Source organism: Neobacillus paridis, from assembly GCF_016765675.1.
GTDB lineage: Bacteria > Bacillota > Bacilli > Bacillales > Cytobacillaceae > Neobacillus > Neobacillus paridis.
The window spans coordinates 165,958-184,105 of the sequence record NZ_JAESWB010000025.1 but is presented as its reverse complement, the minus strand read 5'-3'; the positions used below and the strand labels follow the sequence as shown (position 1 = coordinate 184,105).

The 18,148-nt window shown below is 42.1% G+C and carries 18 protein-coding genes, 1 pseudogene and 2 other annotated features; of the genes and pseudogenes, 6 read left to right on the top strand and 13 right to left on the bottom strand.

The window, feature by feature from the left end; all coding sequences use genetic code 11:
• Positions 1-21: 21 nt before the first annotated feature.
• The 3 genes from polX to zapA form a co-directional block, all read right to left on the bottom strand.
• Complete coding sequence (gene polX / locus JK635_RS02870; RefSeq protein WP_202652214.1) at positions 22-1,740, bottom strand: DNA polymerase/3'-5' exonuclease PolX; 1,719 nt, start codon at positions 1,738-1,740, stop codon at positions 22-24.
• A 75-nt stretch (positions 1,741-1,815) separates the two neighbouring features.
• Entirely contained in the window at positions 1,816-2,358 is a 543-nt protein-coding gene (locus JK635_RS02865; RefSeq protein WP_202652213.1) for a CvpA family protein, read from the bottom strand.
• A 3-nt stretch (positions 2,359-2,361) separates the two neighbouring features.
• Positions 2,362-2,625, bottom strand: a complete 264-nt coding sequence (zapA, locus tag JK635_RS02860; RefSeq protein ID WP_202652211.1) for a cell division protein ZapA — start codon at positions 2,623-2,625, stop codon at positions 2,362-2,364.
• 88 nt (positions 2,626-2,713) lie between these two features.
• Between zapA and rnhC the strand changes: the two genes are divergently transcribed.
• The gene (gene rnhC, locus JK635_RS02855) at positions 2,714-3,670 is read left to right on the top strand and encodes a ribonuclease HIII (protein ID WP_368857065.1); all 957 of its coding nucleotides are present in this window, start codon (positions 2,714-2,716) and stop codon (positions 3,668-3,670) included.
• 15 nt (positions 3,671-3,685) lie between these two features.
• A complete protein-coding gene (locus JK635_RS02850; RefSeq protein ID WP_202652207.1) occupies positions 3,686-3,979 on the top strand; it encodes a 4a-hydroxytetrahydrobiopterin dehydratase in 294 nt (97 codons plus the stop codon).
• Between the two features lie 233 nt (positions 3,980-4,212).
• Here the strand turns inward: JK635_RS02850 and pheT are convergent, their stop codons facing one another.
• The 3 genes from pheT to JK635_RS02835 all read right to left on the bottom strand — a co-directional run bounded on the left by pheT (position 4,213) and on the right by JK635_RS02835 (position 8,895).
• Positions 4,213-6,627 (bottom strand): phenylalanine--tRNA ligase subunit beta, encoded by a 2,415-nt coding sequence (pheT, locus tag JK635_RS02845; RefSeq protein WP_202652205.1) that lies wholly within the window; start codon positions 6,625-6,627, stop codon positions 4,213-4,215.
• A 12-nt stretch (positions 6,628-6,639) separates the two neighbouring features.
• On the bottom strand, positions 6,640-7,677 hold the full coding sequence (pheS, locus tag JK635_RS02840) for a phenylalanine--tRNA ligase subunit alpha (protein WP_202652203.1): 1,038 nt from the start codon (positions 7,675-7,677) through the stop codon (positions 6,640-6,642).
• A gap of 162 nt (positions 7,678-7,839) precedes the next feature.
• Positions 7,840-8,082 (bottom strand) — a binding site (T-box leader).
• Positions 8,083-8,142: 60 nt separating this feature from the next.
• Entirely contained in the window at positions 8,143-8,895 is a 753-nt protein-coding gene (locus tag JK635_RS02835; RefSeq protein ID WP_202652201.1) for a TrmH family RNA methyltransferase, read from the bottom strand.
• Positions 8,896-9,011: 116 nt separating this feature from the next.
• Between JK635_RS02835 and sspI the strand changes: the two genes are divergently transcribed.
• A complete protein-coding gene (gene sspI / locus JK635_RS02830; RefSeq protein ID WP_202652200.1) occupies positions 9,012-9,221 on the top strand; it encodes a small acid-soluble spore protein SspI in 210 nt (69 codons plus the stop codon).
• Positions 9,222-9,432: 211 nt separating this feature from the next.
• Here the strand turns inward: sspI and JK635_RS02825 are convergent, their stop codons facing one another.
• On the bottom strand, positions 9,433-10,518 hold the full coding sequence (locus JK635_RS02825; RefSeq protein ID WP_202652198.1) for a M42 family metallopeptidase: 1,086 nt from the start codon (positions 10,516-10,518) through the stop codon (positions 9,433-9,435).
• A gap of 199 nt (positions 10,519-10,717) precedes the next feature.
• Between JK635_RS02825 and JK635_RS02820 the strand changes: the two genes are divergently transcribed.
• Positions 10,718-11,458 carry a type II toxin-antitoxin system prevent-host-death family antitoxin gene (locus JK635_RS02820; RefSeq protein ID WP_202652196.1) on the top strand — a complete coding sequence of 247 codons (741 nt, stop codon included), beginning with the start codon at positions 10,718-10,720 and terminating at the stop codon, positions 11,456-11,458.
• Positions 11,459-11,721: 263 nt separating this feature from the next.
• Here the strand turns inward: JK635_RS02820 and JK635_RS02815 are convergent, their stop codons facing one another.
• Entirely contained in the window at positions 11,722-11,982 is a 261-nt protein-coding gene (locus JK635_RS02815) for a hypothetical protein (protein ID WP_235887845.1), read from the bottom strand.
• A 164-nt stretch (positions 11,983-12,146) separates the two neighbouring features.
• Between JK635_RS02815 and JK635_RS02810 the strand changes: the two are divergent.
• Positions 12,147-12,763, top strand: a pseudogene (locus JK635_RS02810) (DUF47 domain-containing protein).
• A 16-nt stretch (positions 12,764-12,779) separates the two neighbouring features.
• The gene (locus tag JK635_RS02805) at positions 12,780-13,778 is read left to right on the top strand and encodes an inorganic phosphate transporter (RefSeq protein WP_202652194.1); all 999 of its coding nucleotides are present in this window, start codon (positions 12,780-12,782) and stop codon (positions 13,776-13,778) included.
• 151 nt (positions 13,779-13,929) lie between these two features.
• On the opposite strand, the gene dut is transcribed toward JK635_RS02805, so the two are convergent.
• The 5 genes from dut to thrS form a co-directional block, all read right to left on the bottom strand.
• Positions 13,930-14,367 carry a dUTP diphosphatase gene (gene dut, locus JK635_RS02800; protein ID WP_202652192.1) on the bottom strand — a complete coding sequence of 146 codons (438 nt, stop codon included), beginning with the start codon at positions 14,365-14,367 and terminating at the stop codon, positions 13,930-13,932.
• Between the two features lie 191 nt (positions 14,368-14,558).
• A complete protein-coding gene (gene rplT / locus JK635_RS02795; RefSeq protein ID WP_202652190.1) occupies positions 14,559-14,918 on the bottom strand; it encodes a 50S ribosomal protein L20 in 360 nt (119 codons plus the stop codon).
• Positions 14,919-14,952: 34 nt separating this feature from the next.
• Complete coding sequence (gene rpmI, locus JK635_RS02790) at positions 14,953-15,153, bottom strand: 50S ribosomal protein L35 (RefSeq protein ID WP_202652189.1); 201 nt, start codon at positions 15,151-15,153, stop codon at positions 14,953-14,955.
• A gap of 17 nt (positions 15,154-15,170) precedes the next feature.
• Positions 15,171-15,674, bottom strand: a complete 504-nt coding sequence (gene infC / locus JK635_RS02785) for a translation initiation factor IF-3 (RefSeq protein ID WP_202652703.1) — start codon at positions 15,672-15,674, stop codon at positions 15,171-15,173.
• Between the two features lie 142 nt (positions 15,675-15,816).
• Positions 15,817-15,952 (bottom strand) — a sequence feature (ribosomal protein L20 leader region).
• 164 nt (positions 15,953-16,116) lie between these two features.
• A complete protein-coding gene (gene thrS / locus JK635_RS02780) occupies positions 16,117-18,051 on the bottom strand; it encodes a threonine--tRNA ligase (protein WP_202652186.1) in 1,935 nt (644 codons plus the stop codon).
• Positions 18,052-18,148 lie beyond the last annotated feature (97 nt).

Sequence of the window (18,148 nt, the reverse complement as noted above, 5' to 3'; positions counted from 1 at the left end):
AGGGTATCCCTCCTTTATTGTTCAATGTCGATTATGCAAAAAATGAAGGAGATCATGTGGTTCAAGTGCATTCAGTACCGTTGAAGCTTTTACCCAGCCCTTCTTGGCAGCAGCAACGCCAATTTCCATATCGCTTAAGGTTTCTTTCCTATGGGCATCGGTATTAATAAGAATTTTCACCCCGGCTTCCTGGGCTTTGCGTAAATATTCCGCTTTCAGGTCCAGCCTGTTCGGATCAGCATTCAGCTCCAAAGCCGTGTTCGTCACTCTTGCCAGTTCTATCAGTAAATCAATGTCCACTTCATAGCCGTCGCGCCGGCCAATTTTCCTTCCAGTTGGATGGGCAAGTAAATCAACATGGGGATTTTCCAGCGCTGTCTTTAACCGCTCCATGATTTTTTCCTTCGATTGGGAAAAAGCGGAATGAATCGAGGCAATGACAAAATCCATTTCGGCCAGGACCCAATCCTCATAGTCTAAGGTGCCATCCGGTAATATATCCATTTCCACCCCTGATAGAATCAATATATCATCATATTTTTCATTGAGTTTCTTAATTTCTTCATGTTGCTTCAAGAGCCGCTCTGTTGTGAGTCCGTTTGCAACCTTTAAATATTGGGAATGATCGGTTATCGCCAGGTAGCGGTAACCACGCGCCCGGCACGCTTCGACCATCTCCTCGATGGAATGGGCACCATCACTCCATGTTGTATGCATATGAAGGTCACCCTTTATGTCCGATAAGTCGATTAATCCTTGATTGGCTGAAAAGATATCCACTTCTTTCCCATCTTCACGAATTTCCGGTGGAATATAAGGCAAACCAAAATGGTTGAAAAATTCTTCCTCCGATTTGAACGTTTGAATTTTACCTGTTTCGTTGTTTTCCACACCATATTCGCTGATTTTTTCGCCGCGCTCCTTGGCAAGCTGACGCATACGGACATTATGATCCTTGGAGCCGGTAAAATGATGCAGAGTGGTGATGAATTCTTCGGGCTTTACTAAGCGAAAGTCAACCGATATATCGTAGTCTTGGGTAAACACTATCGAAACCTTAGTATCACCAGCCCCAATTACTTCTTTTATGCCCGGCTGCTTTAATAATTGCTCACGCACAGCTTCTGGCTCAGTTGTCGCGATAATAAAATCCAAATCTTTGATTGTTTCACGCATTCGCCGTAAACTTCCAGCCCTTGAAAACCGTTTAACTTCCTTAATTTCAGCCAGCATCGCTTCAATCTGTCCGGCAAGCGGCAGCATGTAGGCCAGCGGCAGCCGTTCTGGTCTCGATCCCACGTTGGCAATCGCTGCTAAAATTTTTTCCTCGGTCTTTTTTCCAAAACCGGCAAGCGACTGAACCCGGCCCTCCCGGCAGGCTTCCTTTAAACTGTTAACATCTATAACACCTAATTCCTTATATAATTTAGCAATTTTTTTACCGCCAAGACCCGGCAGCTGCAAGAGGGGAATTAACCCGGCAGGAACCTCTTGTTTAAGCGCCTTTAAAAGCGTTGAGGAGCCATCTTTTATGTATTCCTCAATGACAGTGGCAGTCCCTTTACCGATACCGGATATGACCGTAAAATCGTCGATTTCAGAGATGCTGCGATCATCGGTTTCCAAGGCATTGGCGGCCTTACGAAAAGCCGAAACCTTAAAGGGATTCTCCCCTTTTAATTCCATATAAACCGCAATCATCTCCAGATGACGGACAATTTCTTGTTTATTTACTCCCAATACAATCACCTGCCTATTTTCGTCGCCATCTTATTTTGCCCGTTAATAGAAAAACTTCTCTGCCTATAGAGAAGTTCACGCAGCCGTATTTTCAATCCACCAGCCTTTGATCTGTTCAGATAGGACTGGGGTGTAGTGGACGATCGTTTTTGCCAATGACGAGTCATCTAATATCGTTTGAAAATGTTCAATTGGCATGAGGGCAGCAATGTATAATACAATAAAAATAAGTAAATAGACTTCTAAAAATCCTAGTATTCCACCTGCCCAGACATTTAGCTGCTTTAAGACCGGTAAATGAGCGATAAAGTCAAACATCGAGCCGATAATTTGCAAAACAATTTTTACTGCAAAAAAGATGATTACAAAAGCAATCGCCCGGTAAAAAGCAGATTCCATATTGCTAGAGTCCGTTAATATTTTTAATGTCGGATTATCCCCCAAAGTCGGGTATGGAATCCAAAGAATAAGCTTTGGTGCTAATTCTTCATAGTATAAATAGGCGACAACATATGCGATAATAAAACTTGTAAGATGGACCAGCTGCAAAATAAAGCCCCTCTTCAAGCCAATAAGAAAACCGATAAAAAGAAAAATGATAATAGCCAAGTCTAACATATGTTATGATTCCTTCTCATTTTGTTGTTCTGTTTTCCGCTGTTCCAATTCGTCTTTTATGATCAGATAATCATTTACTGCATTAACAGCTGTCAAAACAGCGAGTTTACTAACATCTAATCCGGGATTCTTCGAACTGATTTCACGCATTTTTTTGTCAACTAATGATGCGACATGTCGGATATGGTCTTTACTTTCTGTTCCTAAGATGACATATTGGGTACCAAAAATATCAACAGTTATTCGATTTTTTTGTATATTTGACAACGTAAATGCCTCCAATCAAGAATCCTACACTTTATCATAACACGAACACAAATAAAAGGAAAAGTTAAAAGAAATGTGGTGTTTCATTGTGGGACAAGTTGTTTTAATTTGTGGAAAAGATACGATTCATGAAATGAAAACATATTATGAAAAACAATTGCTAGACAAAAATCCGCCGGGAAGTGTGTTTGCTGCCAAAATGCCGGGCTGCACCATTACTGCCTATCAATCAGGCAAAGTCCTATTTCAAGGAAATGATTATGAAACAGAAGCGGAAAAATGGCAGAAAACCGAATCCGGAAGTGCTCCAACCGGAAAGCCAGCAGCTGCCAAGACAAAGTCTATCGCTAAAGGCGATCTACCCGCACAAATAAGCCGGATGTCCGTGATCGGTTCCGATGAGGTGGGAACGGGGGACTTTTTCGGTCCAATTACAGTTGTTGCCGCCTATGTAAGGAAGGAACAAATTCCGTTATTAAAGGAATGGGGCGTACGCGATTCCAAGGATTTAACTGATGAGAAAATCATCGAAATGGCCAAAGTAATTAAAGAGATCATCCCATTTAGCCTGATGACCTTGAAAAATGATAAATATAATCAGATCCAGCAGACCGGGATGTCGCAGGGTAAAATGAAAGCGCTGCTTCATAATCAAGCGATTCTAAAAGTAATGGAGAAAATAGCTCCGGAAAAGCCGGAGGCGATTTTGATCGATCAATTCGTCCAGCCGGGCACTTATTTCCAGCATTTAAAAGGACAAAAATCCATCGCCCGCGATAAGGTTTACTTTAGTACCAAGGCGGAGGGCATCCATCTCGCCGTTGCCGCTGCCAGCATCCTCGCTCGCTACGCTTTCATTCAATATATGGATAAGCTGAGTGAAGCGGCCGGCTTCCCCATTCCAAAAGGCGCCGGCCCGCTTGTTGATGAAGCAGCAGCGAAGCTGATTTTGCAAAAGGGACGCGATCAACTCGGTTCATTCGTAAAACTTCATTTTGCCAATACAGAAAAAGCAATGGCGCTTGTGCGGAAAAAGAGAAACTAGGAGGAGGGGTTGGGATTGCGGAGATTAACTGACGCAGAAATTGAAAAATCCATTGGCAGTTTAATCGGTTGGAAGCTCGATGGAAAATTCGTGGTAAAAAAATATCGTTTTAAGGAATTTTTAAAGGGTATTGAGTTTGTAAACGAAATTGCCCAGCTTTCGGAGAACCAGAATCACCATCCTTTCATTGCTATTGATTATAAATTAGTGACTTTGAAGCTTACTTCTTGGCACGCAGGCGGGCTGACAGATTTAGACGTAGCCTTGGCAAAAAAATATGATGAAATCTATGAAAAATATAAAATTTAAGAAAAACTGCCCCATCGATTTAATGGCGGGACAGCCTTTTTTAATATTATTTTTAATTATTTGACCAGGAAATAACATCTAAAAGTTTTATTAGCGAATTTTCGGGGGATATTAGCAAATTCATATATTTTATTAGCGAATCAATTGCTTTTATTAGCGAAAAATCCTTTTTATTAGCGAAGCGAAAATAGTAACGAAAAAAAGCTAGCCCTTAAGCTAGCTTTTTCTATAATTTATCCCCGTAAGACGGCGCCTGCTTGCTCTTTCAAAGCGGCCAGTACTTGTTCATGAACCTTCGTGACCTCTTCATCCGTCAGGGTCCGTTCCGGGTCAGCGTATTTTAAGGAGAAAGCAATCGATTTCTTGCCTTCCTCCATTTTATCGCCTTCGTATAAGTCAAAGACGTTTGCTTCCTTCAAGAGCGGAGCCCCGGCCTCAAGAATGATCTCCTTTAAGGTGTCTGACACTGTCTCTTTGTTTGCCACGAGGGCAATATCCCTTGTAATTGATGGGAAGCGCGGAATCGGAACATATTGTAAGTCGTCTGTCTCCTCTTCCAGCACCGCTTTTAATGACAGCTCGAAGACGTACGTGTCTTTGAGGTCCAGATCTTTTTGGACACTTGGGTGTACCTGACCGACAAAGCCGATTCGTTTACTGTTCAATAGGATTTCGGCCGTCCGTCCCGGGTGCAGACCGTCTACCTGCGCTTGTACATATTCCACCTTATCCGTTAACCCAAGCTTGGCAAACAGCCCTTCCAAAATCCCCTTTAACACGAAGAAATCTACAGGCTTTTTCTCTCCCTGCCATGAATGATTTGTCCACAAGCCGGTAATGGCGGCTGCTAAATGTTCTCTTTCCTCCGGAAGCGCGTCAGTACCATTTGCTAAAAAGACGTTGCCTGTTTCATAGACCGCTAAGCTATCATTTTGTCGGGCGCTATTATATTTTACAACCTCTAATAGCTGAGGCAATATGCTTAACCGAAGCACGCTGCGGTCTTCACTCATCGGCATCGCTAAATGAATCGCCTCGCGTTTTTCGAGAGCATATTGAGCCGCTTTTTCCTCGCTTGTTAAGGAGTAGGTAACAGCCTGATAAAGTCCTGCCCCCTCCAGATATTGTCGGACAACGCGGCGTTTCTTTTGATAGGCTGTTAATTTTCCTGGCGTGGAAGAACCAACCGGCAATGTTTTGGGAATATTGTCATAGCCATAGAGACGAGCCACTTCCTCAATCAGGTCTTCTTCAATTTTAATATCACCGCGGCGCGTTGGAGCTGTAACGGTAATGGTATCGCCATCAACAGAAGCCTCAAATTGCAGGCGGGCAAATATTTCTTTTACTTGGTTCATGTCGAGATCTGTACCGAGGACTCGATTGATTTTTTCAAGCGTAATTGGAATAACCGCCGGTTCAATCGTTAATGTATCTACCTCAGCTGCCCCTGTCAATACTTCACCGCCAGCATATTTCGCCATAAGGTAAGCTGCCCGGTCACCGGCTGCGCGGACCCGGTTAGGATCAACGCCTTTTTCGAAGCGGGCACTTGCTTCACTGCGCAATCCATGATCTTTTGATGCTTTACGAACTGTAAAACCGTTAAAAAGGGCCGCTTCCAGCAAAACAGTGGTAGTATCGGATGTAACTTCTGAATTAGCACCTCCCATTACCCCGGCAAGGGCGACAGGCTCGGTTCCATTCGTAATTACAAGATGATCGGCTGTTAAGCTCCGTTCCACATCATCCAGCGTTGTAAACTTTTCCCCTTCCTTCGCGCGGCGGACGAGAATTTCTTTGGATCCAAAACGGTCGTAGTCAAAAGCGTGGAGCGGCTGGCCGTATTCCAGCAAGATATAGTTGGTAATGTCGACTACATTGTTGTGCGGACGGATTCCGGCATTCATTAAACGGGTTTGCATCCAAAGTGGGGATGGACCGATTTTGACATTTTTAATTATTTTCGCCACATACAATGGGTTATCTTCCGGTGCTTCAACGACAACCTTGACGTAATCAGATGCCTTTTCAGCTACAGGTTCAAGTTTCGTTTCCGGAAGTTTTACTTCTCTTCCTAAAATTGCTGCCACTTCATAGGCAACTCCAAGCATACTTAAGCAGTCCGCTCTGTTTGGCGTTAGACTGAGCTCAAGGATCTCGTCGTTTCGATTCAATAGAGCAATCGCGTCAGTGCCAACTTCCGCGTCTTGTGGAAAAACAAAAATTCCTTCTGCATATTCTTTCGGAACAATTTTTCCCTCCATGCCCAACTCTTGAAGCGAGCAAATCATCCCGTTTGATACTTCGCCGCGAAGCTTGGCTCGTTTAATTTTCACACCGCCCGGCAATTTTGCCCCAACCGTGGCAACTGCAACCTTTTGTCCTTTATCAACATTCGGGGCGCCGCAAATAATTTGCACCGGTTCGCCGGCGCCAATATCAACCAAGCATTTGTTTAATTTATCGGCATTTGGGTGCTGCTCGCGCTCAAGCACATAGCCGACAACAACCCCTTTAATACCTTCATTTAGAACCTCTACTCCTTCGACTTCAATCCCGCTTTTGGTGATTTTTTCAGCAAGCTCCTTCGCTGTGATTCCCGATAAATCAACATAGTCTTGGAGCCATTTATATGAAACCAACATATCCTAAACCTCCTACTCTTCAACTGCAAACTGTTTTAAGAATCGAACATCATTGGTATAGAAATGACGGATATCATCAACGCCATATTTCAGCATGGCAATCCGTTCCGGACCCATGCCAAAGGCAAATCCATTGAATACTCTCGAATCATAGCCGGCCATTTCAAGTACATTTGGATGAACCATGCCGGCACCGAGAATTTCAATCCAGCCGGTATGCTTGCAAACGCTGCAGCCATGGCCGCCACAAATTTTACATGAAATATCCATTTCTACGGATGGCTCTGTAAATGGGAAAAAGCTTGGACGCAGTCTGATTTCCCGGTCTTCACCGAAGATTTTCTTAGCAAACACTTCTAGTGTTCCTTTCAGGTCACTCATACGGATGTTTTCACCAACAACGAGACCTTCAATCTGCATGAATTGGTGAGAGTGTGTCGCATCATCATTGTCGCGGCGGTACACTTTACCAGGGCAAATAATTTTGATAGAACCTTTCCCTTCGTGCTTTTCCATTGTCCGGGCTTGTACTGGTGATGTATGCGTCCGTAATAAAATGTCTTCTGTAATATAGAAGGAATCCTGCATGTCTCGTGCCGGGTGTCCTTTCGGCAGGTTCAGGGCCTCGAAATTATAGTAGTCCTGTTCTACCTCCGGCCCTTCCGCTACCTCATAACCCATACCGATAAATAAGTCTTCGATTTCTTCGATAATTTTGGTTAACGGATGATGGTTGCCTAGCTTAACCGGGCGCCCTGGTAAAGTAACATCGATGGTTTCTGATGCTAATTTTGCTTGCACCGCTGCTTCCTCCAGCTCGGCTTGTTTTGCTTCCATTTTTGCAGAAATAGCTGCCCGGACTTCATTGGCAAAAGCCCCGATAACTGGACGCTCCTCTGCAGAAAGTTTTCCCATACCTCGAAGAACCTCGGTAATTGGACCTTTTTTTCCTAAATAAGCAACGCGGATGTCATTCAATTCCTTTAAGCTCGAAGCCTGTTCAACCTTTTCAATCGCTTCTGCCTGCAGCTCTTTTAAACGTTCTTGCATGGATCCTTTTCCTCCTTATATTTTGGTGTCAGGCACCGCGAAAAGCTACAGCGCCTTCGGAACAAGCACAGCTTGTTCCTGCGATAATTATTCTAAGAAGATTTCCTTAGTCGTCAGGCGCTGTAGCTGGACAATATCAGAAAATAAAAAAACCCCATCCCCAAAAGGGACGAGGTTATTGTCGCGGTACCACCCTTATAAACACCTATGTAAGACACTAGTGTTCACTTGATTGGGATAACGGCTTTTCGCCGATGCATCTTTACATTTCATGATCGAAATGGTCCCGATGCCAACTCAGGAGGTGAACTTCTTATACCTTTTCCATAAGAATGCTTCCAATCACGGCACTCTCTCCCTGGATGGTCAAACAAGTATAATACTTTTCTCCGTCATCGTCTTTATTTTCATTAACATTGTTCATTATTATATACTAATTTTTCAAGCGTTTCAAACAAGTTTCGCCTATTTTTTCAAATAATATAACAGAATTCCTGTGGCAACAGCAACATTCAATGATTCACTCTTGCCATAAATCGGAATATAAAGGTTTGCCGTTGTCGTAGAAAGCAGGTCTTTGTTAACTCCGCTGCCCTCATTACCAACAATTAAGGCAAATGTTTCACCAGCTGGAATATCCGTATATGTTGCCGCCCCTTCAAGTGCTGTTCCGTAAACAGGAATATTTTTTTTCTGTAGCCTGTCAATCCATGTTCCTAAATCTTCTCTAATAATCGGAAGGTGAAAGTGGCTGCCCTGAGCCGACCGTAACACTTTTGAATTGTATACATCCACACTGCCGCGACCAACAATAACAGCATCAATTCCCGCAGCATCAGCGGTACGGATCATCGTTCCTAGATTTCCCGGATCTTGGACGGCATCAATTAGCAAATAAGTTTTAGCATTTGAAACACCCTCATTTATTTTTGGTTGACGGCAAACAGCATAGATGCCCTGCGGTGTCTCTGTATCTGACAGTGAATCAGCTATTTCCTCCGTAACCGTTATAACAGCCGCTGAACCGATATCAAGGCGAGGCGATAGTCCAATTTTTTCAGAAACAATCACCTCTAATACCAGCCCTTCTTTAAGGGCCTCCTCGACTAAATGAAAGCCTTCGATTAAAAAGGTACCGGAGCGATCCCGTTCTTTTTTGGTTAATAGCTTTTTCCATTGCTTCACTTGTGGATTTTGTAATGATTGAATGTACTTCAATGATTTTTTCCCCTTTAATTACCTTTGATTTTAATATTATAACGAAAATACATAATAAAACCAAAAAGAGAAAATCATATTAGTGAAAATGATGTTACTGAAGGGGTGTATTGATTTTGAACTTAAATTTACGCAATGCCATTATTCACAATGTTTCCGGAAATACGCAAGAACAATTGGAAGATACCATTGTTGATGCCATTCAAAGTGGTGAGGAAAAAATGCTGCCTGGTCTAGGCGTCCTTTTTGAGGTCATCTGGCAAAATTCCTCTGAAGATGAGAAAAAGGAAATGCTCAGCACTCTTGAAAACGGGTTAAAGCAATAAAACTCATAAAGGGCTGCCGGTCCATGGACCGGCGGTTTTTATTTTATATAGGTATTTACATTTTTTGGGTGGTTTCGGACGGATTCTAGAGTGTTTTGGATATTTTTCTCAAGGTTTTGGACGAAATCCAAGATGTTTTAGACAAATAGACCTTTCCTTCCAAAAATATTCACAAAAAACCCCCGATAGCCAGTACCGAGGATTCAAAATTTTATTCATAAATAATTTTATCAACCGTCTCACGATCAAGACGTTTAATCACTTCCACAACCAACTTCACGGCATTGTCAAAGTCATCGCGGTGGAGCATCGCGGCATGTGAATGAATATAGCGAGTGGCAATAGTGATTGCCAGTGCCGGCACGCCGTTATGCACTAAATGAATGGAACCGGCATCGGTTCCGCCGCCAGGCATGGATTCAAATTGATAGGGAATATTCAATTCATCGGCCACATCTGTAACAAAATCCCGTAAACCTTTATGGCTGACCATTGAGGCATCATATACCACAATTTGCGGGCCTTTGCCGATTTTACTCATTGCTTCTTTTTCGGTGATTCCTGGAGTGTCGCCGGCGATGCCAACATCAACAGCAAAGCCGATGTCCGGCTTGATTTTGTAAGTAGCTGTTTTTGCACCTCGGAGGCCGACCTCTTCTTGAACGGCACCGACACCGTACACAACGTTTGGATGCTCGACACCTTTCAATTGTTTTAACACATCAATGGCTATCGCGCAGCCAATGCGATTATCCCAGGCTTTAGCCAGCAGCATTTTCTCATTGTTCATGACGGTAAATTCGAAGTATGGCACAACCATATCTCCCGGACGTACGCCCCATTCTTCAGCTTCTTCCCGGCTCGATGCCCCGATATCAATGAACATATCTTTAATTTCCACCGGTTTCTTACGCTGCTCTTGAGATAACACATGCGGCGGTTTGGAACCAATAATGCCGGTCACATCACCTTTTTTCGTGACAATTGTAACGCGCTGAGCCAGCATGACCTGCCCCCACCAGCCGCCAACCGGTTGAAAGCGCAGAAAGCCCTTATCATCGATTTGCGTAACCATGAAGCCGACTTCATCCAGGTGGCCGGCTATCATAATTCTAGGCCCATCTTCTTTTCCAACCTTTTTTGCAATTAAGCTGCCAAGTCCATCAGTTGTGATCTCATCCGCAAATGGCTCTATATACTTTTTCATTACTTCGCGGACTTCACGCTCGTTGCCAGGAATGCCCCTGGCATCGGTTAAATCCTTCAGCATCGTCAATGTTTCATCGAACTTTGCCATTCTTTAGCCTCCCTTTATGTATGTATCGCTAATAATTATAGCGAAGAAAATAATAATATTACAAATTTTTCGCTAATAGTGTTGGTTCCCCTGATAATTTATTTCAAAATATGTCTCTTTCCACTCCAAAAAACAAATAATTTGGTATAATAAAAATAGCTAAGTTAGCTATTTTAACTAATATCGGAGGTGCTATAATATGATCATTAACTCCACTGAATTGCAAAATAATTTTGGAAAGTATTTAATGCTTACGGCACAAGAGGATATTATTATTACACGAAACGGCACAGAAATCGCCAAACTAACAGCCATCAAAGAAAAACCATTGGAGGATAATGCCCAACCAGATCAAGTACATGAAAATGCACCGGAATATAACTATTATGGAAAAAAAGCAACTTATGAAGAGTTTCTAAAATTACAACGGGAATCTGATGAAAGATACGAGTATATTGATGGGGAAATCTATTTGCTCGCTTCGCCAAGGACTGCTCATCAAATAGCTATTACTGAGTTACTTGTAATTTTTCACACCTTTTTCCAAGGATCAAAATGTACTCCAATGGTTGCACCCTACGATATTGAGCTAAGAAGAACACCCGAAAATATTAATATCGTCCAGCCTGATATAATGGTTATTTGTGACCTGGAGGAAAATTTAAACGAGGAGGATTATTATAAAGGGGTCCCGTCACTTGTCGTAGAAGTACTTTCAAAGAGTACGAGAAGAAAGGACCTGATTAAAAAGCTTGATCTCTATATGTCCTGCGGGGTGAACGAGTACTGGATTGTGAATCCGGACAACAAGGAAGTCACTGTTTATCTTTTTGAGGACAATAATATATGTAATAGCACCACTTTTAAAAATGACGAGGCGGCACAATCATTCATCTTTGAAGGACTTAGCGCAGAAATCAGCAAGATATTTAGAGTCTAAAATTATATAGTTCTATTTTGCTAATTAAAGGGGCTGTCCGAAAAGTGGTTTTTTAGCCCAAAAATTAAAAATAGAAATACCCAAGAATGTTGATTTTTCAGCATGATATTGTCACGAAAAAGTGCGGCCTACTAATGTGAGCCGCACTTTTTTCGTACAAACAAACTATTATTTTTTAAGAGAATTTCCCATTTTAATAATCAAAATCCGGATTACTTAAATCCCCATTAAAAATTTCCACATCCTACTTCCCTTTTTAATACTTATTCGTCCTCTCCATCTTCATGGATCCATTCAATTGAATAATAGGAATCGGCCAAACTTTCATGGAAGCCCCAGCCAGTGCCTTCCGCCTCAACAACAACCTTCCATAATCTGCTGGAAAATTCCTGATATAGGTCTATATTCCGGTCACATTCAACAGCTACTTGATCAAACATTTTTTCCATACTATCGTAAAAGGATTCATATATATCACCATATGAATTGGTAAATTCAACTCCCTGTTCGACATAGAAAAGCATAAGGTCGACCGTTCGTTTCTCATCATTTGTTGCTTTCTTAAAGGCTGATATTTCTTTGATTGTAAAGTTTATGTAAATTATTCATTAAACTCCTATTATCTTTCTACAAAATAAGCTAAAATTTGTAGAGCTTGATAAATAATTTACGAGGTGAGATCAGGTAGATGTTTAAGAGAGAAAAGGATCAATTTTTTCTTCATTTAGCTAATATATCTGCGAACTTGACAGAGAGTACGAATTATTTTTCTGATTATAAGTTAAGGAATACAGAAGACTTAGCTATTTTTTCTGAAAAAATGAAAGACTATGAAAAAAAGGCGACTCTCTTGTCCATCAAGTTATTCAGGATCTGAATAATGTGTTTATAACGCCGATTGAGCGTGAGGATATACTAGCACTAGCAATGAATATGGATGATATTCTCGATGGCTTAGAACGTACTGCTGCATTATTTGATATGTATTCCATCACATCGGCTAATGAATATATGCTCCAGTTTGTTGATGCCATCCAAAAATGTGTTGAAGAAATCGAGAAAGCTATCGATTTATTATCGAATAAGAAGCTGATACAAATTAGAGAGCATATGATAAAAGTGAAAGACTATGAATCTAAATGTGATCTGATTCTGCGGATTTCTATTAAACATTTATTCCATACCGAAAAGGACCCCATTCGAATTATTCAATATAAGGAAATTTATGAAGAGCTTGAAACAGTAGCTGACTACTGTCAGAATGTCGCTAACATATTTGAAGCAATTATTATGAAAAATGCATAAGGAGTAACCAACTAGCATGAATACAATCCTTATCCTTACAATTTTAATTGTTGTTTTTGCGGTCGTATTTGATTTTATTAATGGGTTTCATGATACGGCAAATGCGATTGCGACATCCGTTTCGACAAAAGCACTCAGCCCAAGACGTGCGATTATATTGGCTTCCGTGATGAACTTTGTCGGTGCAATGACATTTACAGGGGTGGCAAAAACCATTACGAAGGATATTGTCAATCCTTTTACTCTTGAAAACGGATCGACCGTGATCCTTGCAGCGTTAGCGGCTGCGATCATCTGGAATTTAGTCACTTGGTACTATGGGATTCCAAGCAGTTCATCCCATGCGTTAATTGGGGCCATTGCCGGTGCTGCTATTGCCGCTGCAGGGTTCAACACATTAAATTATAGTGGTTTTATTGCCATTATAAAGGCACTCCTTTTATCCCCGCTTCTAGCATTCGGAGTAGGGTATATCGTCTATAGTATTATTAAATTGGTCTTCAAAAATAGTAATTTGCCGAAAACCAACAAACGATTTAGGCACATCCAGATTGCCACCGCTGCTTTACAGTCATACTCTCACGGAACTAACGACGCGCAAAAGGCCATGGGAATTATTACAATGGCCTTGATCGTCAATAATTATCAAAGTTCCAATGATATTCAGTTCTGGGTGCAATTTATTTGTGCTCTTTCAATGGCATTGGGAACCGCCTTGGGTGGTTGGAAAATTATTAAAACCGTCGGCGGCAAAATCATGAAAATCCGCCCTGTCTCCGGGGTCGCAGCTGATTTGACGGGAGCTGCCGTAATCTTTGGCGCAACGTTTCTTCACATGCCTGTCAGCACAACACATGTGATTTCTTCATCCATTCTAGGAGTTGGTGCTTCTCATCGTCTGAAAGGAGTCAAGTGGGGCACGGCGCAAAGGATGCTCATTACTTGGGTCATTACCTTGCCTATTTCCGCTACTCTTGCAGCAATATGCTATTTCATTCTCGATTTATTCTTTTGAGACAGAGAAACCCTCCCCCGTATATTTTCGGGGAGGGCTTTTTTAAAATGAATTGCGAGATAAATTCAACATGAGCCGGCTGTGGAAACAAACCTTAAACATATTCAAAAATCCTTCAACTATCTTTACCTATGGGATCATCTCTTTCATTTTACTTTATCCCGGAGGATCCAAAGCCTCCTGCACCTCTCTCGGAATCAGCTATCTCTTCGACTTGAGTGATATCAACTTTGGCAACCGGGGCAATCACCATTTGGGCGATTCGCATTTGTTTTTCGACTTTAAATTCTTCTTTTCCATGATTGATGAGGATGACTTTTACTTCCCCTCTGTAACCCTCGTCAATCGTACCGGGACTATTTAAGACGGTGACGGAATGTTTTAATGCTAAGCCGCTTCTCGGCCTTACCTGCGCTTCCGTTCCTTCCGGTAGCTCTAATATAATCCCTGTACGAATTAATTCCGCTTCTCCTGGTTTTATCAGTTTTTCTTCTGCAGCAAATAAATCTAATCCTGCATCCCCCGGATTTGCTTGGAAGGGTAACATCGCATCCTTATGGATTAATTTTACCTTGACATTATAATTCATGGTTAAAGCACTCCTTTATAGAAAAAGCCATCCTCATCACAGAGAATGGCTGTATCTGAAAAATTATTTGTTTATTCTAGCTCCAGCGCCTAGGGGCTCGAGGTCACAAGCTAATCCGTCAAGAAGGCTAAAAAGCAGCCTTCTCGCCAGCTCGTCTTGTGCTTGTCGCCCCTGGACAAGGCGCTTCCGCTTTATTTGTTCAATTGTGCTTTCGCAGCTTCCGCTAATTGATTAAATGCACTGGCATCACTAATAGCCAAGTCAGCAAGCATTTTGCGGTTTACTTCGATGCCGGCAAGCTTTAATCCGTGCATTAAACGGCTGTAAGAAAGACCGTTCATACGTGCTGCTGCATTGATACGAGTAATCCACAGTTTGCGGAAATCGCGCTTTTTCTGACGACGGTCACGATAAGCGTAGCTTAATGATTTCATAACCTGTTGGTTAGCAACTTTGTATAATGTATGTTTTGAACCGAAATAACCTTTAGCTAATTTAAGAACTTTTTTACGACGTCTGCGAGTAACTGTACCGCCTTTTACACGTGGCATTGAATTTCCCTCCTATATAATCGAAACTTTCGAATTACTTCATGTTAGATAATAAAGAACGAATGCGTTTGTAATCACCATTTGAAACAATCGCTGGTTTACGAAGTTTACGTTTTGCTTTTGTAGATTTATTGGCAAATAAGTGGCTCGTATAAGCGTGATCACGTTTTAATTTACCTGAACCAGTCTTTTTAAAACGCTTTGCAGCGCCGCGGTGTGTTTTCATTTTTGGCATTTGGGATATCCTCCTTATTACTTATCATTTTTCGGTGCTAAAACCAAGAACATGCTCCGGCCATCCATTTTTGGGTGGGCTTCAATCGAAGCTACTTCCTTGCAAGCATCAGCAAATCGATCCAATACTTTTTGACCGATTTCTTTGTGAGTAATTGCCCGACCTTTAAAGCGGATCGAAGCTTTTACCTTATCGCCTTTTTCCAAAAATTTAATAGCATTGCGAAGCTTTGTATTAAAGTCATGCTCATCAATTGTTGGACTTAAACGCACTTCTTTGGTCGTAATGATCTTTTGATTTTTACGAGCTTCTTTTTCTTTCTTTTGCTGCTCAAATTTAAATTTGCCGTAGTCCATAATCCGGGCTACCGGAGGCTTTGCGTTCGGTGCAACAAGCACTAAATCAAGATTCACTCGTCCGGCAATCTCTAACGCTTCGTTTTTAGACTTAATCCCTAATTGCTCACCGTTTTGATCAATTAGACGAACTTCACGAGCGCGAATTCCCTCATTTAACAACATGTCTTTGCTAATAATTAGCCACCTCCAAGGTTTAATCACGAATACTTTTCGTTCGGGTCAAGAAAATCAAACAAGGCTAACACTTCATACCTGATTACTGACACCCTATTGAATCAACAGGATTTACTATCCATGACAATACTCAAATAAAAAAGTGCGGATGAAAACCACCCACACTTTACGAACATAGTAAAATTACTAAAAAGAGTTCAACTAAAACCTGCTAACTGCCAATATAGCGTCAATCAGGTGAGAAGCGGGTGCTTCTTCTTTCCCAAAATATCGTATTCAGTTTTATACCTTAGTTACTATATCATATACAAAGGCATTATGTCAAATGAACTTCATTTACGACAACGAAAATTATTTTAACAGGAAACAATAAATTATTCAACTGGTTTTTTAAATAACAGCGGGAGGCTGAGATCCTCCCGTTGCCAAATTATGCTTTTTTAACCTCAGCTTTGAGCGCTGCTAAAAAGTCGGCAAAGCTTTGTGTTTCGGAGTTTTGTTCGCCATATTTACGAACATTGACGGCATGTTCAGCTACTTCCTTATCACCGACAACAAGCATATATGGGATTTTTTGCATTTGTGCCTCCCGAATCTTATAGCCGATTTTTTCTTCACGGCCGTCTAATTCCACACGGAAGCCTTCTGCTTTTAGCTGTTCCTGAACTTTTCTCGCATAGTCATAATGAATCTCCGGTGAAACCGGAATGACTTGAACTTGGACTGGTGCAAGCCATGTCGGAAATGCTCCTTTGTATTCCTCAATCAAGTAAGCAACAAAACGTTCCATTGTCGAGACAACCCCGCGGTGGATGACAACCGGACGATGCTGCTTGCCGTCTTCACCGACATAAGTTAAGTCAAAGCGTTCCGGCAATAAGAAATCCAATTGAACGGTGGATAGTGTTTCGTCTTTCCCTAATGCTGTTCTTACTTGAACATCTAGCTTAGGACCATAGAAAGCTGCTTCTCCTTCCGCTTCGAAATAATCGAGGCCCAGGTCATCCATCGCTTCCTTCAGCATGCTTTGAGCTTTTTCCCACATCGCATCATCATCGAAATATTTTTCCTTATCCTGCGGGTCGCGATAGGATAGACGGAAAGAATAATCGGTGATGTCAAAATCCTTGTAAACCTCTAAAATCAACTGGACGACCCGTTGGAACTCTTCCTTGATTTGATCCGGGCGGACAAAGATATGAGCATCGTTTAACGTCATGCCGCGCACACGCTGCAGTCCTGACAAGGCACCAGACATTTCGTAGCGGTGCATCGTTCCAAGCTCAGCGATCCGAATTGGCAGCTCGCGATAGCTGTGAATCGCATTTTTATAGACCATCATATGATGTGGACAATTCATCGGACGTAAAACTAGTTGCTCATTGTCCATTTCCATAACCGGGAACATATCCTCATGGTAATGGTCCCAGTGGCCGGAAGTTTTATAAAGTTCAACATTGGCCATGATTGGAGTGTACACGTGGTCATAGCCGAGGCTGATTTCTTTATCGACAATATAGCGCTCGACGATGCGGCGGATTGTCGCCCCTTTTGGCAGCCAAAGCGGAAGCCCTTGTCCTACTTTTTGCGAAGTTGTAAACAAGTCTAGCTCTTTACCCAGCTTACGGTGATCGCGCTCTTTTGCTTCTTCAAGCAACCGGAGATGTTCTTCCAGGTCTTCCTTTTTGAAAAACGCTGTCCCGTATACACGCTGCAGCATTTTATTGTCACTGTCCCCGCGCCAATAGGCACCGGCAATGCTTAATAACTTGAAGACTTTAATTTTCCCAGTGGATGGCACATGAACGCCGCGGCATAAGTCAAAGAATTCCCCCTGTTGATAGATCGTGACCGTTTCATCATCCGGAATCGCCTCAATGAGTTCCAATTTGTACTCATCGCCCACTTCTTTAAAAAGCTGGACGGCTTCCGCACGGCTCACTTCTTTACGGACAACTTCAAGGTTTTCACCCACGATTTTGGCCATTTCCTTTTCAATTTTCGGAAGATCTTCCGGTGTAAGCGACTGCTCCAAATCCATATCATAATAGAACCCATTTTCAATGACAGGACCTACACCAAACTTCGTATTTGGATATAATCTTTTCACCGCTTGGGCCATTAAATGGGCTGTACTATGACGCAGTACTTCAAGCGCCTCCGGTCTGTCCTGCGTTACAATATCTATTGCTCCGTCTTCCAAGATTGGACGGCGTAGATCATACATTTTGCCATTCCATTTGCCGGCAATCGCTTTTTTCTTTAGACCAGGGCTAATCGAAGCGGCAATATCTTCTGTTGTTGTTCCCTTAGGAAACTCCTTTACTGCGCCATCAGGGAACGTAATTTTGACAACATCTGACATTTTTTCTTCCTCCTTTTTATTTTTTCGAAAAATAAAAAACCCGCCCCTAGCAATAGGGACGAGTTATCATTAACACGTGGTTCCACCCAAATTTCTC